This window comes from Nocardioides luteus (assembly GCF_014648595.1).
Classification (GTDB): Bacteria; Actinomycetota; Actinomycetes; order Propionibacteriales; family Nocardioidaceae; genus Nocardioides; species Nocardioides luteus.
In genome coordinates, this window is sequence record NZ_BMRK01000026.1 from 16,870 (window position 1) to 37,860 (window position 20,991).

The 20,991-nt window shown below is 70.7% G+C and carries 21 protein-coding genes and 1 pseudogene; 5 read left to right on the forward strand and 17 right to left on the reverse strand.

Annotation, left to right across the window (positions count from 1 at the left end; translation table 11 throughout):
- Positions 1-4: 4 nt before the first annotated feature.
- A complete protein-coding gene (locus tag IEY81_RS21775; RefSeq protein ID WP_189120596.1) occupies positions 5-967 on the forward strand; it encodes a formylglycine-generating enzyme family protein in 963 nt (320 codons plus the stop codon).
- On the opposite strand, the gene IEY81_RS21780 is transcribed toward IEY81_RS21775, so the two are convergent.
- Positions 952-2,478 carry a sulfatase-like hydrolase/transferase gene (locus IEY81_RS21780; protein ID WP_189120597.1) on the reverse strand — a complete coding sequence of 509 codons (1,527 nt, stop codon included), beginning with the start codon at positions 2,476-2,478 and terminating at the stop codon, positions 952-954. The genes IEY81_RS21775 and IEY81_RS21780 overlap by 16 nt on opposite strands.
- A 151-nt stretch (positions 2,479-2,629) precedes the next feature.
- Between IEY81_RS21780 and IEY81_RS21785 the strand changes: the two genes are divergently transcribed.
- Positions 2,630-3,085, forward strand: coding sequence for a DUF5709 domain-containing protein (locus IEY81_RS21785; protein ID WP_229788071.1), 456 nt, complete (start codon positions 2,630-2,632; stop codon positions 3,083-3,085).
- On the opposite strand, the gene IEY81_RS21790 is transcribed toward IEY81_RS21785, so the two are convergent.
- Positions 3,082-3,477, reverse strand: coding sequence for a VOC family protein (locus IEY81_RS21790; RefSeq protein WP_189120599.1), 396 nt, complete (start codon positions 3,475-3,477; stop codon positions 3,082-3,084). The two genes, IEY81_RS21785 and IEY81_RS21790, sit on opposite strands and share 4 nt — an antisense overlap.
- A gap of 108 nt (positions 3,478-3,585) precedes the next feature.
- On the opposite strand from IEY81_RS21790, the gene IEY81_RS21795 reads away from it, so the two are divergent.
- Complete coding sequence (locus tag IEY81_RS21795) at positions 3,586-4,638, forward strand: adenosine deaminase (RefSeq protein WP_189120600.1); 1,053 nt, start codon at positions 3,586-3,588, stop codon at positions 4,636-4,638.
- A 38-nt stretch (positions 4,639-4,676) separates the two neighbouring features.
- Positions 4,677-5,525, forward strand: coding sequence for an alpha/beta fold hydrolase (locus tag IEY81_RS21800; protein WP_189120601.1), 849 nt, complete (start codon positions 4,677-4,679; stop codon positions 5,523-5,525).
- A gap of 2 nt (positions 5,526-5,527) precedes the next feature.
- Here IEY81_RS21800 and IEY81_RS21805 read toward each other — a convergent pair whose 3' ends face one another.
- The 6 genes and pseudogenes from IEY81_RS21805 to IEY81_RS21825 all read right to left on the reverse strand — a co-directional run bounded on the left by IEY81_RS21805 (position 5,528) and on the right by IEY81_RS21825 (position 11,717).
- Positions 5,528-7,282, reverse strand: a complete 1,755-nt coding sequence (locus IEY81_RS21805; protein WP_229788072.1) for an acetyl/propionyl/methylcrotonyl-CoA carboxylase subunit alpha — start codon at positions 7,280-7,282, stop codon at positions 5,528-5,530.
- Position 7,283: 1 nt separating this feature from the next.
- Positions 7,284-8,297, reverse strand: a complete 1,014-nt coding sequence (locus IEY81_RS24570; RefSeq protein ID WP_306341464.1) for a 5-oxoprolinase subunit C family protein — start codon at positions 8,295-8,297, stop codon at positions 7,284-7,286.
- Positions 8,280-8,882 (reverse strand): annotated as a pseudogene (locus IEY81_RS24575) (5-oxoprolinase subunit B family protein); the annotation flags it as partial. The pseudogene IEY81_RS24575 and the gene IEY81_RS24570, both read right to left, overlap by 18 nt.
- Entirely contained in the window at positions 8,879-9,673 is a 795-nt protein-coding gene (locus IEY81_RS21815; protein WP_189120602.1) for a putative hydro-lyase, read from the reverse strand. The pseudogene IEY81_RS24575 and the gene IEY81_RS21815, both read right to left, overlap by 4 nt.
- Positions 9,670-10,452 (reverse strand): LamB/YcsF family protein, encoded by a 783-nt coding sequence (locus IEY81_RS21820; protein WP_189120603.1) that lies wholly within the window; start codon positions 10,450-10,452, stop codon positions 9,670-9,672. Before IEY81_RS21820 ends, IEY81_RS21815 begins: the two co-directional genes overlap by 4 nt.
- 5 nt (positions 10,453-10,457) lie before the next feature.
- Entirely contained in the window at positions 10,458-11,717 is a 1,260-nt protein-coding gene (locus IEY81_RS21825; protein WP_189120604.1) for an NRAMP family divalent metal transporter, read from the reverse strand.
- Between the two features lie 147 nt (positions 11,718-11,864).
- Between IEY81_RS21825 and IEY81_RS21830 the strand changes: the two genes are divergently transcribed.
- Complete coding sequence (locus IEY81_RS21830; RefSeq protein ID WP_189120605.1) at positions 11,865-12,506, forward strand: GntR family transcriptional regulator; 642 nt, start codon at positions 11,865-11,867, stop codon at positions 12,504-12,506.
- A 16-nt stretch (positions 12,507-12,522) separates the two neighbouring features.
- On the opposite strand, the gene IEY81_RS21835 is transcribed toward IEY81_RS21830, so the two are convergent.
- The 9 genes from IEY81_RS21835 to IEY81_RS21875 all read right to left on the reverse strand — a co-directional run bounded on the left by IEY81_RS21835 (position 12,523) and on the right by IEY81_RS21875 (position 20,976).
- Positions 12,523-12,786, reverse strand: coding sequence for a hypothetical protein (locus tag IEY81_RS21835; protein WP_189120606.1), 264 nt, complete (start codon positions 12,784-12,786; stop codon positions 12,523-12,525).
- Between the two features lie 10 nt (positions 12,787-12,796).
- Positions 12,797-13,069 (reverse strand): EndoU domain-containing protein, encoded by a 273-nt coding sequence (locus IEY81_RS21840; RefSeq protein ID WP_189120607.1) that lies wholly within the window; start codon positions 13,067-13,069, stop codon positions 12,797-12,799.
- A 178-nt stretch (positions 13,070-13,247) separates the two neighbouring features.
- Positions 13,248-13,619, reverse strand: a complete 372-nt coding sequence (locus IEY81_RS21845) for a DoxX family protein (protein WP_189120608.1) — start codon at positions 13,617-13,619, stop codon at positions 13,248-13,250.
- 77 nt (positions 13,620-13,696) lie between these two features.
- On the reverse strand, positions 13,697-14,404 hold the full coding sequence (locus tag IEY81_RS21850; protein WP_229788074.1) for a UdgX family uracil-DNA binding protein: 708 nt from the start codon (positions 14,402-14,404) through the stop codon (positions 13,697-13,699).
- The gene (locus IEY81_RS21855; RefSeq protein WP_189120610.1) at positions 14,329-14,670 is read right to left on the reverse strand and encodes a DUF3140 domain-containing protein; all 342 of its coding nucleotides are present in this window, start codon (positions 14,668-14,670) and stop codon (positions 14,329-14,331) included. The genes IEY81_RS21850 and IEY81_RS21855 overlap by 76 nt, the downstream gene beginning before the upstream one ends.
- Before the next feature lie 110 nt (positions 14,671-14,780).
- Positions 14,781-15,812, reverse strand: coding sequence for a hypothetical protein (locus IEY81_RS21860; protein ID WP_189120611.1), 1,032 nt, complete (start codon positions 15,810-15,812; stop codon positions 14,781-14,783).
- Positions 15,809-17,383 (reverse strand): glutamine-hydrolyzing GMP synthase, encoded by a 1,575-nt coding sequence (gene guaA, locus IEY81_RS21865; RefSeq protein ID WP_189120612.1) that lies wholly within the window; start codon positions 17,381-17,383, stop codon positions 15,809-15,811. Before guaA ends, IEY81_RS21860 begins: the two co-directional genes overlap by 4 nt.
- Positions 17,384-17,638: 255 nt before the next feature.
- Entirely contained in the window at positions 17,639-19,357 is a 1,719-nt protein-coding gene (locus tag IEY81_RS21870; protein WP_189120613.1) for a GMC oxidoreductase, read from the reverse strand.
- Positions 19,354-20,976 carry a succinic semialdehyde dehydrogenase gene (locus IEY81_RS21875; RefSeq protein ID WP_189120614.1) on the reverse strand — a complete coding sequence of 541 codons (1,623 nt, stop codon included), beginning with the start codon at positions 20,974-20,976 and terminating at the stop codon, positions 19,354-19,356. Before IEY81_RS21875 ends, IEY81_RS21870 begins: the two co-directional genes overlap by 4 nt.
- Between the last annotated feature and the right edge of the window lie 15 nt (positions 20,977-20,991).

Consider the following 20,991-nt stretch of genomic DNA (forward strand, 5'->3'; position numbering starts at 1 on the left):
TGACGTGCCCTCCGACCTGACCTTCGGCGCCACCCGCGGGCCGAGCCCCGACCCGGCCCAGCGGCCACCGGCCCTGCCCCGCAAGCGCCGCCGCACCCTCCTCGACCTCCCCGGCGGCACCTACGCCGCCGGCGACGGCTTCGGCGAGGGGTACCGCGCCGACGGCGAGGGCCCGGTGCACCAGGTCGAGCTGCCCGCCTTCCGGCTGGACGCGACCGCGGTCACCAACGAGGAGTTCGCCCGGTTCGTGAAGGCGACCGGCCACGTCACCACGGCCGAGCGGGAGGGCTTCTCGGCCGTCTTCCACCTCGCCTTCGACGGCAACCCCCGCGACGTGCTGGGCCGCTCCCCCGAGGCGCCCTGGTGGCTCGGCGTGCGCGGTGCCACCTGGCGGGCGCCGGAGGGTCCCGGCTCCAACGTCGGCCGCCGCGGCAACCATCCGGTCGTGCACGTCTCCCACGACGACGCGCTCGCCTACTGCGAGTGGGCCGGCACCCGGCTGCCGACCGAGGCCGAGTGGGAGTACGCCGCCCGTGGCGGCCGCGCCGGCTCACGGTTCCCGTGGGGCGACGAGCTCGAGCAGGACGGCGTCCACCACGCCAACGTCTGGCAGGGCGACTTCCCGGACACCAACGCCGCGGCCGACGGCTACGTCACCACCGCGCCGGTGCGGACGTACGAGCCCAACGGGTTCGGCGTCTTCCAGATGATCGGCAACGTCTGGGAGTGGTGTGCCGACTGGTTCTCGCCGACCTACTACGACGAGCTCGTCTCGTCGGGCGCGACCCTCGACCCGCGGGGCCCGACGGAGGGCCTGACCCGGGTCATGCGTGGCGGCTCCTACCTCTGCCACGACTCCTACTGCCACCGCTACCGGCTCTCGGCGCGCTCCAGCAGCCCGCCCGACTCGACGGCCGGAAACCTGGGGTTCCGCTGCGCCGCCGACGCCGGTCAGCCCGCCGGGTAGAACTCCTTCGGGCAGGTGTCACCGGCACAGTCGGCGTACTTCTCGTCGAGCCTGCGCAGCTCCGCCAGCTCGTCGGCGTACTCGGGGAGCAGCGCGAGCGAGCGGATCTGGTAGGGGTCCTCGGCGAGGTCGTAGAGCTCCTCGCTGCCGTCGGAGAAGCGGGCGTAGGTCCAGTCGCCGTAGCGGATCCCGGAGTAGATCTGCCTGCTGCCGTCGTTGACCCGCCAGGCGGAGAGCGGGATCACCCGGTTCTGCGCAGGGGCGCTGAGCCAGGGCATGAAGTTGACGCCGTCCTGGGCGCGGGGCGGCTCGGCGCCGGCGAGGGCCATCACGGTGGTGGCGATGTCCGGGTTGCCGACCGCGGTGGACAGCGTGCGGCCCTGTGGGATGCCCGGGCCGCGCAGGATCAGCGGGATCCGCTGGGTCTCGCGGTAGTGCATCAGCTTGCCGTTGATGTTGTGGCCGCCGGTGGTGTAGCCGTTGTCGGAGGAGAAGATGATGATGGTGTCGTCGAGCTGGCCGGTCTCCTGGAGCCGGAGCACGTGGCTGGCGACCGCGCGGTCGAGCGCCTGCACCGCCTCGACCCGCTGCTCGTGCGCGATCCGCAGCTCGGCGCGGCCCTGCGTGTCGAAGTGCTTCTGGGAGGCCGAGATCGGCGGCGCGTCGGTCGGGGTGCGGAACATGTAGGGCAGGTCGGGCAGCTCGAGGCCGTCGAAGGAGTGCTTGTCCTCGTCGGCCGGCCGGGTCGTGCTGGTGCCCTCGGGGTCGTCCTTGTCCGCAGGCCCGCCGTGGTGGGGCGCCACGTAGTTGAGCCACATGTACCACGGCTTGTCGGCGCGCTCGGGCGCCGAGATCATCTCGTTGGCCTGGTCGCGCATCACGTACGTCGTGTAGCGGTGATGAGGCGTGATCTTGCCGTTGTGGTTGATCTTCGGCTTGGTGAAGTTGTAGGTCGACATGTCCACCGTCGCCCGCCAGTCGGTCCACCCGGGCGGCACGTCCTTCGCGGTGCCCTTCAGGCCGTAGCCGTTGAGGTACTTCCCGGTGAACAGGGTGTCGTAGCCGGCCTCCTGCATCGCCTCGGGCAGCGTGCCGGTGTGGTCCATCGCCTGGTAGCCACCGCGCTCGCCGTTGATGGTGAGGGTCTGGTGGTTCTGGCTGTACTGACCGGTCAGCAGCGACGCCCGGGCCGGAACACAGATCGGCGTGGGCGCGATCGCCTCGGTCATCGAGGTGCCCTGCTCGGCCAGGAGGTGGCGGGTGTGGGGCATGTAGTCGAGATCCTCGTAGGCCAGGTCGTCGGCCGTGATCATGAGGATGTTCGGCTGGGTCGAGGGGCGCGACCACTCCGGCGTCGCCGTCGGCACCGAGGGCACCACGCCGTCGGGAGCCTTGTCGGCGCGGGCGATGGCGTTGCCGGCAAGCGTGCCGAGCGGACCCAGCGGGCTGGCCGAGTCGGGCAGCGCAGCCAGCGCGATCGAGGAGGCGGCGAGCACGGCAACAGCGGTCACTGCCAATCGGGCGCGAGGCGCCATCTGAGTCTGCTCCCTCGGTCGGGTCCCCGCGTCGTATGTCGCTGTCCGGTTCCCCTCCCTGCCGGACCGGGTTAACGTTACCGAAGGGGTCTCGATGGCCCCAAAGCCGGCCGATGAGGAGCCTCAGGTGAGCGAATCGCACGGATACAGCGCGGACTACAGCGTCGATGACGAGGACCAGCTCACCGGCGAGGACGCGCTCTCCGGAGACGTCCTCGAGGGCGAGGTGCGCGACGAGCTCGACCACGGCATCGTCACCGCCGACCGCTACTCCACCGACTACGGCAACACCCCGTGGGAGGAGACCCACCGCGAGTGCATCGACCAGCGCCGTCTCCAGGAGGTGCCCGAGCCGGACCCCTACGCCACCGAGTACGAGGACGCCGAGGAGAGCGACGACCCCGACGGGCGTGAGGTCGGCGACCAGCGCGCCGGGCGCCTCGTCGACCCCGATCGTGGCACCGGCGAGGACACCGAGTCGGAGGTCTACGGCACGGACGCAGGCATCGACGGCGCCGGCGCCTCCGCCGAGGAGGCCGCCATGCACGTCATCGACGAGCGCGCAGAGGCGGAGCGCGCCTAGGCCGTGAGATCCTCGACCTCCAGCACGACCTCGACCTCGAAGCCCTCCGAGCTCTCCAGGTAGAGCGCCGTGTGCTCGTCCCCGCCCGCGTGCGGGTAGCGGTCGGCATACATCTCGTGCCAGCCGTGCTCGGTCGAGGCCGCCCGCATCCGGTCGAGCAGCTCGCGGTCGTCGACCATGAACGCGATGTGGTTGACCCCGGGCCGCAGCCTGTCCTGGGTGCCGTGCTGGTCGGTGGAGTGCTCCATGAAGACGTACGTCCCGTCCGGCGCCTCCCAGAAGTGGCCCTTCTCCCCGGCCTCCCAGCCAAGCTCGCCGAAGAGCCACCCCCACTCGCCCACAGCCGTCTCGAAGTCGTCGACCCAGAGGTCCCAGTGGTGGATCGCCCGCATCTCTTCCTCCTGAGCCCGTCGGTCCATCGAGGCTACCGCTTCGGCGACCGCCGAGGGCCGACCGAAACGAAGTCGCGGGAGTGGGATCGGGCGTGTGAGGATCGGGGCGTGAGTGACCTGAAGACCTTCATCGCCGGCCTGCCGAAGGCAGAGCTGCACGTCCACCACGTCGGGTCGGCTTCGCCGCGGATCGTCGCGGAGCTGGCCGCACGGCACCCCGGGGTCGTGCCGGCCGACGAGGAGCTGCTGAAGGACTACTTCACGTTCAGCGACTTCGCGCACTTCATCGAGGTCTACCTCTCGGTCGTGGACCTCGTGCGCACGCCGGAGGACATCCGCTACCTGACCTACGAGATCGCGCGCGATCTCGCGCAGACGCAGCAGGTCCGGTACGCCGAGCTGACCTGCACCCCCTACACCTCCGTACGCCCGGATCTGGCCGAGCGCCCGGCCGGGACCGGGCACACCGGGATGCCGATCGAGGCCTACACGGAGGCCCTCGAGGACGCCCGGGTGGGCGCCGAGCGCGACTTCGGGATCACGCTGCGGTGGATCTACGACATCCCCGGCGAGGCGGGGCTGCCCGCGGCCGATGCGACCCTGACGTACGCGGTCGACCACGGTCCCGAGGCGCTGATCGGCTTCGGGCTCGGCGGGCCCGAGGTGGGCGTGCCCCGGCCGCAGTTCGAGCGGTACTTCGACGCGGCGCGGGCCGCCGGGCTCCGCTCGCTGCCGCACGCCGGTGAGACCACCGGTCCGCAGACGATCTGGGACGCACTGAACGTGCTGAAGGCCGAGCGGATCGGCCACGGCACCTCGGCCGCCCAGGATCCCGACCTGCTCGCCCACCTCGCCGAGCACCGGATCCCGCTCGAGGTCTGCCCCTCCTCCAACATCGCCACCGGAGCGGTCGCCACGCTCGCCGAGCACCCGCTGAAGACCTTCGTCGACGCCGGGATCCCGGTCACGATCAACTCCGACGACCCGCCGATGTTCGCGACCACGCTCAACCAGGAGTACGAGATCGCCGCGGACCTCCTCGGTCTCGATGCCGCCGGCGTCGCCGGCCTCGCCCGCGCCGCGGTCGACCTCTCCTACGCCCCCGAGGCCGTCAAGACCCGGCTGAACAGCGAGATCGCGGCGTACTCGACCGGCGGATAGCGCTTGACGCGGTCCGTCGACGGCGGTCTGCTGAGGTCATGGAGCAGATGCTGGCGGTCAACGGGATCGAGCTGTGCACGGAGACCTTCGGATCGCCGACGGACCCGCCGATCCTGCTCGTCGGCGGGATGAGCGCCTCGATGGACTACTGGGAGGACGACTTCTGCGCGGCGCTGGCTGCCGGCGGGAGGTTCGTGATCCGCTACGACCATCGCGACACGGGCCGCTCGACCAGCTGGCCGCCGGGCGAGCCCGGCTACACCGGACGCGACATGATCGCCGACATCCCGGCGCTGCTCGACGCCTTCGGTCTGGACAGGGCCCACGTCTTCGGCATCTCCATGGGCGCCGCGCTCGCCCAGTGCGTGGCGGTGCTCTACCCCGACCGGGTGGCGACGCTGATCCTCGACGAGACCTCCCCGGCCTTCGACGGCGTACCCGGCCTGCCGCCCATCGGTGAGGAGCTGGCCGAGTTCTTCGAAGCCGCCGCCGAGACCACCGTGCCCGACCCCAGCGACCACGAAGCCCTCGTCACGATGCTGGTCGAGGACCAGCGCGCGTTCGTCCCGGAGCGCTTCGACGAGGCACGGATGCGAGCCGTGGTCGAGCGGTCCGTACGCCGCACCCCGGACATGCGACCGAGCCTCGCCAACCACCACGTGATGAGCGACGGCGAGCCGGTCGAGGCGACGCTGGCCGACATCGCCGCCCCGACGCTGGTCATCCACGGTACCCGCGACCCGCTCTTCCCGATCGGCCACGGCGAGGTGCTCGCACGCGGGATCCCCGACGCGAGGCTGCTGCTCCTGGATGGCGTCGGCCACGAGCCGCCGCCTCCCTACGCCTGGGACGTGGTGATCCCGGCGATCCTCGACCACACCGCGTAGCGTTACTCGATCTTGCCGATCACGTCGCCGACCGCGATCGTGCCGCCGACGTCGGCGCCTCTGGAGAGCACGCCGGTCCGATGCGCGGGGACGCGCGTCTCCATCTTCATGGCGTCGACGACGGCGACGTCCTGACCCTCGCTGACCTTCTCACCGTCGGAGACGAGCCAGTCGACGAGTACGCCGGGGACGGGTGCCTCCAGCGCGGCCGGGTCGGCGGCTGCCGCTGCCGGCCCGGTCTCGGCCGGCGCGTCGGACCCGGCACCCGCGGCGAGCCCCTGCAGCAGGTCGTCCGGGAGACCGAGCATCATCCGGCGGCCGTCGACCTCGATCGGCACCCGTCGGAGCGGCCTGGTGAGCGGCGGCTCGGGGCGGCGCTGGGTCTCCAGCCGAGGCATCAGGGTCGTCTCGATCCACTGCGTGTGCACGGCGAACCCCTCGGTCGAGAAGGCCGGGTCCTCGAGCAACAGCCGGGCGAAGGGCACCACGGTCGCGACGCCCTCGACGTGCAGCTCGTCGAGCGCACGACGAGCGCGTACGGCGGCGGTGTCCCGGTCGGGGGCGTGCACGATCAGCTTGGCGATCAGCGAGTCGAAGGCGCTCTGCACGGTGTCGCCCGCCTCGATCCCGGCGTCCCAGCGCACACCGGGGCCGGCGGGGACGCGCATCGCGGTCACCACGCCGGGGCTCGGGAGGAAGCCGCGGCCGGGGTCCTCGGCGTTGATCCGCAGCTCGATGGCGTGGCCCGAGGGCGCCGGCGTCTCGGTGAAGGAGAGGCCCTTCCCGGCCGCGATCCGCAGCTGCTCGGCGACGAGGTCGACCCCGGTGACGGCCTCGGTGATCGGGTGCTCGACCTGCAGGCGGGTGTTCACCTCGAGGAACGAGATGACGCCGTCCTCGCCCATCAGGAACTCGACCGTCCCGGCCCCGCGGTAGGAGACGGCCGCGCAGATGTCGCGGGCGGCGTCGTGGATGCGGCGGCGCTGCTCCTCGGTCAGCCCCGGTGCCGGGGCCTCCTCGACGAGCTTCTGGTTGCGGCGCTGCAGCGAGCAGTCGCGGTCGCCGACGACCACCACGTTGCCGGCGCCGTCACCGAGCACCTGCGCTTCGATGTGCCTCGGACGCTCCAGGAACCGCTCCACGAAGCACTCGCCGCGACCGAACGCGGCCTGGGCCTCGCGCGCGGCCGACTCGAAGGCGTCGGCGACGTCGTCGAGCTCGCGGGCGACCTTCAGCCCGCGGCCGCCACCGCCGAACGCGGCCTTGATCGCGATGGGGAGCCCGTGCTCGCGGGCGAAGGCGACGGCCTCGTCGGCCGACTCCAGCGGCCGGTCGGTGCCGGCCACCAGCGGCGCTCCGACGCTCTGCGCGATCCGGCGGGCGGTGATCTTGTCGCCGAGGCTGTCGATGCTCTCCGGGCTCGGCCCGATCCAGATCAGGCCGGCCGCCTCGACGGCGCGGGCGAACTCCGCGCTCTCGGAGAGGAAGCCGTAGCCCGGATGGACCGCGTCGGCACCGGAGGCCTGCGCCGCCGCAAGGACCCACTCGATGCTGAGGTAGGAGTCGGAGGCGGTGTCGCCCCCGAGCACATAGGCCTCGTCGGCCAGCCGCACGTGCAGCGCGTCGGCGTCCTGGTCGGCGTAGACGGCGACCGACACCAGGCCGGCCTCGGCGACCGCCCGCACGATGCGGACGGCGATCTCTCCTCGGTTGGCGATGAGCACTCTGCGCATGCCGGACCGCGTGTCAGCTCGCATGTCAGTCTCCTCGGATCTCAGCCGTCGGCGCATCGGGCGACACGGGACGGAAACGGATGCGGACCCCGGGCGGCAGCTGCCCGGCGAGGTCCAGGTCGCGGTCGACGACCGCGGCGATGATCGGGTAGCCGCCGGTGAGCGGGTGGTCCGGCAGGAACAGCACGGGCTGGCCGTCGGGCGGCACCTGGATCGCACCGGTGACCGCACCCTCGCTGGGCAGCTCGCCGGAGACGGACCGTTCGAGGGGCACGTCTCCGTGGAGACGTACGCCGACCCGGTCGGAGCGTGGCGTGACCGTCCACTCCTGCTCGAGGAGGGTGCGCACCCCGGCGGCGGTGAACCAGTCCTCGCGCGGACCGAGCAGCACGCGCAGCTCGACGGTGTCGCCGGGCGCGGGCAGCGGGTCGGCCGGAGCCGGGTGGGGCTCGACCGCGTGGGGCGTCGCGGCCGGGCCGTGCAGCGGCACGACGTCGCCCGCGCGCAGCGGCCGTCCGCCGAGGCCGCCGGGGCCGAGCCCGGCGAGGGTGTCGCTGGAGAGGCTGCCGAGGGCCGGCTCGAGGTCCAGGCCGCCACGCACCGCGATCACCGTGCGCAGGCCGGTGGTCAGCCCGCCGAGGTGGAGCTCCTCGCCGTCCTCGAGCGCGGTCGCGGCGCCGTGCTCGACGGGGAGGGACGGGGCGTCGTTGCGGACGATCGTCGTCTCGACGGGCGCGCCCGTGACCGCGACGACCGCGGGACCGGTGAAGCGCAGGATCGCACCACCTCCGGCGAGCTCGAAAGCGGCCGCGCCCGGCCGGTTGCCCACGGCGCGGTTCGCGGCGCGCAGCGCGCGCCGGTCCGCCGCGCCGGACGCGGAGACGCCGAGGGCGGCATGGCCCGGGCGGCCGAGGTCCTCGAGCACGAGCTGCAGGCCGGGACGTACGACCTCGACGGCGGGGCCGGAGGTCGAGCCTGTCGAGACCCCGCCCTCGAGCGAGATCGACTCGCGCTCATCCCGCTCGAACCGCACCGTCATCCCGGGTGCGAGCAGCGCGGGCGGGTCACGATGGAGATCCCACATCGGTGCGTCGGTACGCCCGATCAGCTGCCAGCCGCCCGGGCTCTCGCGGGGGTAGACACCCGAGAACGAGCCGGCCAGGCCGACCGAGCCGGGCGGGATCCGGGTGCGTGGCGAGGAGCGCCGCGGCACGTCGAAGAGCGGGTCGTCGCCGACCAGGTAGCCGAAGCCCGGAGCGTAGCCGGTGAAGGCCACCCTCCAGGTGGCCGACGTGTGTCGCGCCACGACCTCCTCGGGGCTGACCCCGAGCAGCTCGGCGACCTCGTCGAGGTCCTGCCCGTCGTAGCGGACCCCGATCGTCACCGAGCCCGCCTCGGGGAGGCCGCCGTGGACGGCCTCGACGGCGCTCAGCTCCTTGGCCAGGCTCGCCTCGTCGACCAGCGTCGGGTCGAAACGGACCAGCACGGTCCGGGCGGCCGGGACCAGCTCGACGACGCCCGTGGGCGGTTCGGCGACGAGCGCCGCGTGCAGCCGCATCGCGCCCTCCAGGTCGTCCTCTTCGACCAGCAGGGCGTGATCGGATGCGATCAGAACGCGCCTCACGCCAGGTACTCCGCATCCGGTACGTCGGTGATGAACATGTAGCCGGGCGCATGGGTGAGCGCGAACGGCGGGCGCGACTCCATGACCGCCGCCTGCGGCGTGACGCCACACGCCCAGAACACGGGCACCTCGCCCTCGCGCACCTCGGGCGGGTCGCCGAACTCGGGGGCGTCCAGGTCGGCGATGCCGAGCGAGGCCGGGTCACCGACGTGCACAGGCGCGCCGTGCACCGCCGGGTAGCGGCCGGAGATGCGTACGGCGTCGGCGACACGGTCGGCCGGGATCGGGCGCATCGAGACGACCATGTCGCCGCGCAGCCGCCCGGCCGGCGCGCACGCGCGCGAGGTGCGGTACATCGGCACGTTGCGGCCGATCTCCTGGTGTCGGATCGGGATGCCGGCGTCGGCCAGCCCGGCCTCGAACGTGAAGCTGCAGCCGATCAGGAACGAGACCAGGTCGGGGTGCTCCTCCCACGCCGCGGACGCGTCGGTGACCTCCTCGGTCAGGACGCCGTCGCGCCAGATCCGGTACGCAGGCAGGTCGGTGCGCAGGTCGGAGCCGGGCGCCATCGCCGACGCGTGGCTGCCGGGGTCGAGCACCTCGAGCACCGGGCACGGCTTCGGGTTGCGCTGCGCGAAGAGCAGCACCTCGAAGGCCCAGTCTGCCGGCACCGAGATGAGGTTGGCCTGGACGAGCCCGTGGGCGACGCCGCTGGTCGGAGCGACGTCGCCTGCCCGATAGGACGCGCGCGCGGCGCGGGCTTCGGTGAGCTGCGTGGAGCCAGGGATCATGCGGCGGCCCCGGCGAAGGGCGCGATCTCGATGCCCTCTCCCTCGAGGAGGGTCCGCGTCTCGGCGGCCATCCGGATGGCACCGTTGCTGTCACCGTGCACGCAGATCGAGTCGGCGCGTACGGCCACGTCGGTGCCGTCGATCGCCTCGACGACGCCCTCGCGAGCGAGCCGGAGCATGCGGGCGGCGACGGCGCCGGCGTCGTGGAGCACCGCGCCCGGCTCGGAGCGCGAGACGAGCTCGCCGCCGGGGGTGTAGGCACGGTCGGCGAAGGCCTCGGCGGCAGTGGTCAGCCCGGCCTTCTCGGCGACGTCGAGGACGACGCCGCCGGCCAGGCCGAGGAGCACGAGCGACGGGTCGATCGCCTTGATCGCGGCGACCACGTCGCGCGCCTGGCGCTCGTCGCGGGCGATGGTGTTGTAGAGCGCGCCGTGCGGCTTGACGTAACGGACCGCACCGCCGACCGACGAGGTCATGCTGAGCAGCGCGCCCAGCTGGTACTCGACGTGGGCCTGCAGCGTCGCGGAGTCGATGTCCACGGCGACGCGGCCGAAGTTCTCGTAGTCGCGGTAGCCCGGGTGGGCCCCGATCGTGACGCCGTTGGCGACGGCGGCGGCGAGCGTCGTACGGATCCCTTCGGGGGTGCCGGCGTGGAAACCGCAGGCGACGTTGGCGCTCGAGACGATCTCGAGCATCGCCGCGTCGTCGGCGACCACCCGGTCGGGCGCGTTCTCGCCGAGGTCGGAGTTCAGGTCGATGGTTGCCGCAGAGTTTGCCATGGTGCTCACGCTCCAATTCCGATGAAGGCGAAGATCGGCCGGATCGAGACGATGCCCATGTACCAGGTGAGCAGCGTCGCGACCGTCCCCAGGACCAGCAGCCACAGCGGGTAGCGGTAGCCGCGCAGGAGGTCACGCTGACGGAACCAGCCGATGTACATGAAGATCGTCATACCGATCGGGAGGATCAGGCCGTTGAACCCGCCGACGAAGACCAGGATGGCCGCGGGGGCGGCGCCGATCAGCAGGTAGAGGACGAGGGACACGAGGATGAAGGCGACCGTCGCGAGCTGCAGCGGCCACCCCACCCCCAGCTTCTTGGAGAAGGTCGAGATGAAGGTCGCCGAGGTGTACGCGGCACCGATCACCGAGGTGATCGCGGCGGCCCAGAAGATCGCGCCGAAGGTGCGGATCCCGGCGTCGCCGAGCACCGCACCGAACGCCTGACCGGCCGGGTTGGCCGCCTGGCTGGAGAAGTCGAGGGTGACGCCCGAGGCCACGACGCCGAGGATCGCCAGGAAGAGCACGTAGCGCATGATCCCGGTGACCAGGATGCCGCTCATGGAGGCCCGGTGGACGGCCGGCACGTGCTCGGGGCCGGTGAGGCCGGAGTCGAGGTAGCGGTGGGCGCCGGCGTAGGTGATGTAACCGCCGACGGTGCCGCCGACGATCGTGGTGATCGTCGCGAAGTTGAGCGTGTCGGGCGCGAAGGTCTGACGCAGCGCGTCGCCCACCGGGGGCTGCGAGGCGAACGCGACGAAGAGGGTCAGCGCGATCATCAGCAGACCGAGGCAGAGCACGACCATGTCCACGACGCGGCCGGCGCGCTTGTACATGAAGATGCCGATCGCCAGCAGCGCCGAGATCAGGCCGCCGACCTTGGGGTCGAGGCCGAGCAGGGCGTTCATGCCGAGCCCGGCGCCGGCGATGTTGCCGATGTTGAAGGCCAGCCCGCCGACCACGATCAGCGTCGCGAGCACGTATCCCGTGAACGGCACCGCGTCGTTGGCCAGGTCGCCGGCGCGCTTGCCGGCGACGGTGATGATGCGCCACACGTTCATCTGCAGCGCGAAGTCGATCAGGATCGAGACCAGGATCGCGAAGGCGAACGCCGCGCCGAGCTGGGCGGTGAAGGTCGCGGTCTGGGTGATGAATCCGGGGCCGATGGCCGAGGTGGCCATCAAGAAGATCGCGCCGAGGATGGGTCCTCGACGGGAACGGGCGAAGCTCTTCGCGCGCTCTGCGCTTGTCGTCGTCTCGGGCATGGGGGACTCCTGCCATCAGCGGGCCGTGTGGGCGGCACCACACTCTTTATGTAGTACAGGATGGCATCGATTGTTCAACAATGGTAGTCGGTCCTGTTAAAATGACGTTTCGATTGTCCGCGGATGCCATTCCCCTAGGATGCGGTCATGCCCGATGTCGAGGACACCCTGACGAACGCCCTGCGCCGGCGGATCATCGATGGTGAGTTCGCTCCCGGCACCCGGCTCTCCGAGATCTCGCTCGCCGAGAAGCTCGGGGTCTCGCGCAACACGCTGCGCGAAGCGTTCCGCGTCCTCTCCGAGCAGGGGCTCGTCGAGCACGTCCCCCATCGCGGCGTCTCGGTCGCCTCACCCACGGTCGCCGACGTCGTCGACATCTACCGGGCCCGGCGCTACGTCGAACCCGCCGCCCTCTCCGCCGCCTCTCCGCTCCATCCCGCCGTCGCGATGATGCGCGAGGCGGTCGAACAGGGCGAGGCCAGCCTCGAGGAGCGTGACTGGCGCACGGTCGGCAGCGCCAACATGGCCTTCCACGACGCCATCGTCGCCCTCGCCGACAGCCCTCGGCTGGAGCGGCTCTTCCGCGACATCGCCGCCGAGCTGCGGCTCGCGTTCCTGGAGATCGACAACCCCGAGGCCCTGCACGCCCCGTTCGTCGCCCTCAACCGCTCCATGCTCGAGACGTTCCTCGCCCAGGGCGGCCCCGCCGCCGCTGCCGAGCTGCAGGACTACCTGGTGCTCTCCGAGCGCACCGTCCTCGGCGCCTTCACCCGGCTCCGCCACGGCTAGGCGCGCTGCGGGGAGATCAGGCGGACTTGAGGTGGCGGAGCCGAGCCACCGCGTCGGCGCCGATCCGGCGATGAGGCCCTTCCGGGAGAGCCTCGAGATGACCTTCGAGAGCATCGACGACGGCTAGAGAAACAGTCTCCGGCGCTCGCTCGATGAGCTCGATCAAGGACGTCAGATACTCACCTGCATCGATGTCGTCGGCGATGACCTCGAGCACGTCGGCAGGGATGGAAGGCAGTGCCTCCATCAACACGCCATAGGCGAAGTCCTCGACGTTCATGACGACCATGCTAGCCCTCCCTCTCCACGGGATAGGCGTTCCAGATCTCGGGCGGCTCCATGTCGACTCGTACCTGCACGCGGACGACGTGGCCGTCGACAACTCGCTCGAAGCGGATCTTGTCGCCGTATCGCGCCGGCGGACGGCCCGGGTCAGCGAGAGTGAGGTCGACCGCCTCGATGATCCGGTCGGCGTTCCATTCAGCCGGGAACTTGGACTTCGTGGGCCACTCCGGCCGATCCTCTGGAGCAGCTTGGTGTCGCTCCAGGATGTGGGCACGCATCCACGGGGATATTCGCGGACGCTCCGAAGGGCGGAAAGGCACTTTCGTGCCGTCCGCCATCGTCGGGTAGTTCCACATCACGCACGTGACGCTAGACCGTGCCACCGACAACCTCCGGCGTTACGCGTTCGCGCCCCCGAGGTCGAGACACGACGCTGCAACGCCACAGGCTGTCATCTCAGGCTGCAACCAAGGCCCGCAGTCGCTCGTCGCGGGGCCAGGCGCCGGCCCAGACCAGGACGGCGACCGCGATGGCGAAGACGGTGTTGAAGGCCGGCTGGCCGAAGACCAGGTTCACGGTGACGGCTCCGCCGAGGTAGGCGGTGATCAGGACCGTGCCCATCGCCCGGGTGCTCGGGAGGTGGTAGGCGATCAGCGACAGGCCCAGAACGGCACCACAGACGACCGGGAACCAGGCAGGCGCGCCGACCTTGTCGTTGAAGTCCATGACGGCATCCACCCGGAGCAGGTGGGTGATGGCGTCGAAGGCGAGGAACAGGGTGACCAGGACGGTGATGACCCAGCCGGCTCGTCGTGCGTTGGTGCTCATCTCGATCTCCTCGAAGGGTGGTGGTTGTTGCTCTCACCCAGACGTCGAGCGGGCACCTGCTCCTTCGACATCCCTCATCACTTTTTCTCCAGAGCCTCGGCGGCGACCTTCAGATCCGCGACCAGACCGTCGTACGTCTCCTGCCTCTCGTCCTCCGCCCGGAGCACCGCCGAGGGGTGGGTCGTGGCGAGGACCCAGGGGTCGAGGTCCGCGGTGGCGATCGCCTCGGGCCAGTCGATGAGGTGGCCGCGCGAGTCACCGACCCGGAACGACGAACCGTAGAGCGCCTTGCCGGCGGTTCCGCCGAGGAGGACGACGCCTCGGGGACGTACGAGATCCAGCTCGGCGGCCAGCCACGGCGCGCAGGCGCCGACCTGCTTGCTGGTCGGCGCCTGGTGGATGCGGCGCTTGCCGGAGAGGCGGTGGCGGAAGTGCTTGACGACGTTGGTCGTGTAGACCTCCTCCGGGTCGATCCCGGCGTCGGCGAGCGCCTCGTGGAGGACACCTCCCGCAGGCCCGACGAACGGCTCGCCCTCACGGTCCTCCCGGTCGCCGGGCTGCTCGCCGAGCAGCATCAGCGGAGCCGGCGTACGCCCCTCGCCCATCACGCCCTGGGTCGCGTCGCGGTAGAGCTCACAGCCGCGGCACTCCTGGACCGCGTTGCGCAGGTCGTCGAGGGTCGGCGACTCCGGCACCCACTCGGCAGCGCTCACGGTTTGAGCGGGTCGTGCCCGACGTTCATCAGCCGGCGCCGCCACTGCGCGTCGCCGGCGGTCGGCTCCCATTGACCGGTGTCGCCGCCGCGCAGGTCGGTGACCTTGTCGGTGACGCGCTGCATCACCTCGACATCGTCAGAGGTCAGGTCGACGCGGCGCTTGCCCAGGATGTCGGCCACCCGGTGGCCGAGCTCGCTGCCGGCCCGGTCGGGTTCGGTCTCGGCCGTCTCCCCCGCGCCCTGCACCGCCAGCCACGACCGCAGGTCGCGCGAGGTCATGTTCACGGCGCGGTGGAAGTTCTCCCAGAGCCTGTCGTCGACGATCGTCTCGGCCATCTCGTGCCTCCTTCGTCGTTCGCGTTCTCCGCCTCGGTACCCGGCTGGCGGGTCGAGCACGCGCGGGGGCGATTTCCCGCCATGGCGGGAATTCGCCCCACCCCCACGAGTCACCCCAGGAGCGCCCGAGCCTCCGCAGACTCGTAGAAGCTCGCCAGCCGCCGCCGGACCAGCTGTTCGAGCACGCCCGCCTCGGCGAGCGCCTCGATGACCGGCGGACCGAAGCGGAGCGCCTCCTCGATGAGGTCGTCGCGACCCAGACCCCACTCCTCCAGGAGCCGGTCGAGGGTGAAGCCGCCGTAGGTGTCGAAGAAGAAGTCCACACCGGTGTCGACGAGCGCACGGAGATAGTCGGAGTCACGGATGTCGAGCCAGACCTGGTAGAGCCCGACGAAGAGAGCGACCAGCTGCTCGTCGTCGATCAGGTCTGCGATCTCGCGCACCGGCCGGGTCGCCAGCGCGTCCCAGATCTCCAGCAGCGCGGCGTGCACCTCGTCGTCGGTGACCGAGCTGGCGGCGGTGTCGGTGAGGTAGCCGAGCAGCGCTCCGGCTCCGCGCTCGGCGAGCTCGCGGGCGTTCTGGTCGACGGCCGCGCCGACCTGCGTGCCCCTCACCGACCCGGCCACCCGGCCGGCCACCCGCTCAGCGAGCGAGAACCCGAAGGAGCCCCCGGGAACGTTGTCGGCGAGCCGGCGCCCGGTGTCGAGAGCGCCGCGCGCGGTGCCGCGTACGACGGTGCCGACGCCGGCCTGGATCCCGGAGTTGTCGGCGAGGCTGCGCAGGAGCTCACGGCGCAGCGTACGCATCTCGACGAGCGCCTCGACCAGCTCGTCGATGCGCGGCCGGCTGACCACCTCGCCCAGCGGGGTCTCGTTGGCGGGGTGGGCCTTCAGCCGGGTCGCGAGCGCACCGGCGACCTCCGGGATCGCGCCGGGGAGCCGGAAGCTGCTGACGTACTTGAGCGCGACCTCCTTGATGAGCTCGCGCGGCATCACCTGGTCGAGGGTCAGCTCGGCGGCCGAGCGCAGCGCGAAGTCGATCTCGCCGGTGACGAGATCGAGGAAGCGTACGCCGCGCAGTGCCGCCATCTCGTGGGCGACATGAGCGTCGAGGAGACGCTGGGCGAGCCCGGGCTCGCTCATTCCCACTCGATGGTGCCCGGGGGCTTGGAGGTGATGTCGACGGTGACCCGGTTGATCTCGCTCACCTCGTTGGTGATCCGGGTGGAGATGCGCTCCATGACCTCGTAGGGCAGCCGGGCCCAGTCGGCGGTCATGGCGTCCTCGGAGGTGACCGGACGGAGCACGACCGGGTGGCCGTAGGTGCGGCCGTCGCCCTGGACGCCGACCGAGCGGACGTCGGCGAGCAGCACCACGGGCATCTGCCAGATGTCGCGGTCGAGGCCGGCGCGGGTCATCTCCTCGCGGGCGATCGCGTCGGCCTCACGGAGGATGTCGAGCCGCTCCTTGGTGACCTCGCCGATGATGCGGATGCCGAGGCCCGGACCCGGGAAGGGCTGGCGCTGGACGATCTCGTCGGGCAGCCCGAGCTGGGAGCCGACCGCGCGGACCTCGTCCTTGAAGAGCTCGCGCAGCGGCTCGACGAGCTCGAACTCGAGGTCTTCGGGGAGGCCGCCCACGTTGTGGTGGGACTTGATGTTGGAGGTGCCGGAGCCGCCGCCGGACTCGACGACGTCGGGGTAGAGCGTGCCCTGCACGAGGAAGGCGACCTTCTCGTCGGAGTCACCGAGGATCTCGACCTCGGCCCGCTCGAAGCAGCGGATGAACTCGCGGCCGATGATCTTGCGCTTCTCCTCCGGGTCGGTGACCCCGGCGAGCGCGTCGAGGAACTCCTTCTCGGCGTCGACGATCTTCAGCTCGGCGCCGGTCGACTCCCGGAAGGCCTTCTCGATGGCGACCGACTCGTTCTTGCGCATCAGGCCGTGGTCGACGTAGACACAGGTCAGCCGGTCACCGATCGCCTTCGCGACGATGGCGGCGGCGACCGCGGAGTCGACGCCACCGGAGAGTGCGCAGATCGCGCGGTGGTCACCGATCTGCTCACGCACCCGCTCGATCTGCTCCTCGGCGATGTTGCCGATCGTCCAGGTCGGGCGCGCGCCGGCGATGTCGAGCAGGAAGTGCTCGAGGACCTTCTGGCCGTGCTCGGAGTGGAGCACCTCGGGGTGCCACTGCACGCCGGCCATCTGCGACCCGACGTTCTCGAACGCCGCCACCGGGGTGCCCTCGGTGCTGGCGAGGACGGTGAAGCCCTCGGGCGCCTCGGAGACCGAGTCACCGTGAGACATCCACACGTTGTGGGCGGGCGGGATGTCCTGGAGGAGGATGCCGGAGACGCCGACGGTGACCGGGGTGCGGCCGTACTCACGCGCCCCGTTGTTGTCGACGGTGCCGCCCAGGCCCTGCGCCATCAGCTGGAAGCCGTAGCACATCCCGAACACCGGGGTGCCCGCGGTGAAGAGGGTGTTGTCGATGGCCGGAGCGCCGTCGGCGTACACGCTGGAGGGGCCGCCGGAGAGGATGATCGCCTTCGGGTTCTTGGCGAGCATCTCCTCGACCGGCATCGAGTGCGGGACGATCTCGGAGTAGACCTTCGCCTCACGCACGCGGCGGGCGATCAGCTGCGCGTACTGCGCGCCGAAGTCCACCACGAGAACCAGATCGTGCTCTTCCGCCCCAGGAGCCTGCGTCATGCAGGAATCCTAACGAGGACGTACGCCCCGAACCGAATCTCCCTGCGGCTGCCCGGAAAACGCACCAGGGCCCGGCCGGGGAGGGAGGTGGCCGGGCCCTGATCGCCCGAGGCAAACGTGTCCCGGACTTGAAGACCCGGCATGTATTAGGGAGGGAGCAATCCCGGGTCTGATCACTCCAACGAACCCCGCTGACCTCGGTTACGGGTCAACCAGAATTTCCTTTATTTGCGTGTCACCTTTGCAACAGAAAAGTCACGAGACGTCAACGATGGGCAGCTGGAGGGCAGCACGGGCGGTCGCCGGGACGGCCGGGTTCGCCGGTGCGACCGGCTGGATCCGAGCGTAGGACTCCCCCATCGCCGGACGCGGGTCCGGCTGGTTCTTGTTGGGCCAGAACGCCATCGCCCGCTCGGCCTGCGCGGTGATCGTCAGCGACGGGTTCACGCCCAGGTTGGCGGAGATCGCGGAGCCGTCGACGACGTGCAGACCGTCGTACCCGTAGAGCCGCTGGTAAGGATCGATCACGCCGGTCTCGGGCGACTCACCGATGGTGCAGCCGCCGATGAAGTGGGCGGTCATCGGCTTGTTGAACGGCTCGCCGATGGTGCCGCCCGCGTAGCCCTCCTTGTCGCCCGAGCTCATCACCCCGGCCATCTTCCGCACGGCGTCGTGGCCGGCCGGGAGCCAGGTCGGGTTGGGCTTGCCGTGACCCTGCCTCGAGGACATCCGCCAGCCGAAGAGGGTGCGCTTCGGGAAGGTGGTGATCGAGTTGTCGATCGCCTGCATGACCAGCGCGATGACGGTGCGCTCGGACCAGTGCTTGAAGTCGTAGAACATCCGCAGCGACTTCCGCTGGCTCCACATCTCCTTGAGCCACCGGCGGATCCGGCGGGGACCGCCCTCGGTGAGCACCGTCTGCATCGCAGCGATCGCGTTGCTGCCGTGGCCGTAGCGGACCGGCTCGATGTGGGTGTGCTCGTCGGGGTGCCACGACGAGGTGATCGCGACGCCCTCGGAGTAGTCGATGGTCCGGTCCGGGGCGATCGCACCGAGGATCGCCTCGGAGTTGGTGCGGGTCAGCTCGCCCAGGCGCGAGGAGACCTGCGGGAGGTCGCCGGTGCGCTTGAGCTTGTGGAGCAGCTTCTGGGTGCCGAGCGAGGCCGCCGAGAAGATCACCTGGTCGGCGGTGAACCGCGTGGTGCGGCCCAGGCCGAGCCTGGCCTTCGTGGAGCGGGTCTCCACGACGTACCCGTTGCCGTTCTTGGCCGGGTAGACGCGGGTGACCGTGGTCAGCGGGTGGACCTCGGCGCCGTTCTTCTCGGCGAGGTAGAGGTAGTTCTTGACCAGGGTGTTCTTCGCGTTGTGGCGGCAGCCGGTCATGCACTCACCGCAGTCCGTGCAGGTACGCCGCTTCGGGCCCTCGCCGCCGAAGAACGGGTCCTCGACCTCTTCACCGGGCGCCTGACCCGGGCCCCCGAAGAAGACCCCGACGGGTGCTTTGTGGAAGGTCTCGCCCCGGCCGGACTCGGCGGCCACCTTCTGCATGACCTCGTCGGCCGGGGTCAGCTTCGGGTAGAGGTTGACGCCGAGCATGCGTTTGGCCTGCTCGTAGTAGGGAGCGAGCTCCTCCTTCCAGTCGGTGATGTGGCTCCAGGCAGGGTCCTCGTAGAACGGGTCGAGCGGCTCGTAGAGGGTGTTGGCGTAGACCAGCGAGCCGCCGCCGACCCCGGCTCCGGCCATGATCACGGCGTCCTTGATCAGGTCGATGCGCTGGATGCCGTAGCAGCCGATCGCCGGCGCCCACAGGTATTTCCGCAGGTCGAAGGAGTTGTTGGGCAGCTCGTCGTCCTCGAAGCGGCGGCCCGCCTCGATCACACCGACGGAGTAGCCCTTCTCGGTCAGCCGCAGCGCGCTGACCGATCCACCGAAGCCGGAGCCGATGACGAGGACGTCGTAGTGGTTCTCGCTCATGCTCGGCCCAGCGCCTTCAGTACGCGCAGCGAGGCGGTCATGAACTTGGCGTACGCCTGGTCGCTCATGCCGAACTGCGGGGCGAAGCGCAGCAGCGCCTGCGAGGCGACGGACTGGGTCTCGGTGTAGCGCAGGATGCCCTCGACACCCTGACGGCGGCCCTGACCCGACTCGCGCATGCCGCCCATCGGGGCGTCGATGGAGGCGAAGGTGGCACCGAAGGCCTCGTTGATGTTGATCGTGCCGCACTTGATCTGGCGGGCGATGCGGCGGGCGCGGGCGGTGTCGCGGCTGTAGATGGCGCCGTTGAGGCCGTACTCGCCGTCGTTGGCGCGCTCGATCGCCTCCTCCTCGCTGTGGAAGCGGTAGATCGAGACGACCGGGCCGAAGGTCTCGTTGCCGAAGCAGGTCATCTCCGGGGTGACGCCCTCGAGGATCGTCGGCTCGAAGAAGAACGGGGCCAGGTCGGGGCGGGCCTTGCCGCCGGTGAGGACGCGGGCGCCCTTGGAGACGGCGTCCTCGACGTGGGCGACGGCGGTGTCCACCTGGGCCTGCGAGATCAGGGTGCCCATGTCGTTCTCCCACCCGAGGGTGGCACCGAGGGTCATCGCCTGGGTGCGAGCCACGAAGCGCTCCACGAACCGGTCGTAGACCTTGTCGTCGACGAAGAGCCGCTCGACGCTGACGCAGAGCTGGCCGGAGTTGGAGAAGACCGCGCGGGTCGCACCCTCGGCCGCCTTCTGGATGTCGGCATCACGCAGGACGAGCATCGGGTTCTTGCCGCCGAGCTCGAGGCTGGCGCCGATCAGTCGCTCGGCGGCCTGCTTGGCGACGAGCTTGCCGGTGTTGGTCGAGCCGGTGAAGCAGACGTAGTCGGCGCGCTGGATGATGCTGGTGCCGATCTTCGAGCCCGGCCCGGCGACGACGGTCCACAGGTCCTTCGGGAGCCCGGCCTCCTCCAGCAGCTCGGCGCCGAGGAGCGCGCTCAGCATCGTCTGCGAGTCCGGCTTGATGACCACCGCGTTGCCCGCTGCGATCGCGGCGAGGCCGTCGCACAGCGCCATCGTGAACGGGTAGTTCCACGGGCTGATGATGCCGACGACGCCCTTCGGGACGTGGTTGAGCTCGACTCGGGTCAGCACCGGGATGACGCCGAGCTTGCGCTCGGTGTCGAGGATCTTGCTGCTTCTGCGCCCGTAGTAGCGGGCGGTCAGAGCGATGTGGAGCGGCTCGTCGAAGGCGTGCTTGCGGGCCTTGCCCGACTCCAGCACGATCAGGTCGAGGATCTCGTCCTGCCGGTCGAGGACCAGGTCGTGGAGCTTGATCAGGATGCGCTCGCGCTCGGCGACGGGCGTCGCCGCCCACTTCTCCTGAGCGATCCGGGCCCTGGCGAAGGCCGCGGCGACATCGTCGTCGCTCGACTGCGGGATGTGCGCCAGCGGCGCTCCGTTGAGCGGACTGATGACCTCGTTGGTCTCACCCGTGGTCGCCGCGATGCGGCCGGCCAGGCGGGCGACGTAGTCGGGCTCGAGGGCCAGGGACGCCGAGGCGTCGTGCTCGGGATCGAGCGGGCCCTCGACGATCGGGCCGCCGGAAGGGGTCGGGTTCGATGCGCTCATGTACCGAGAGTATGT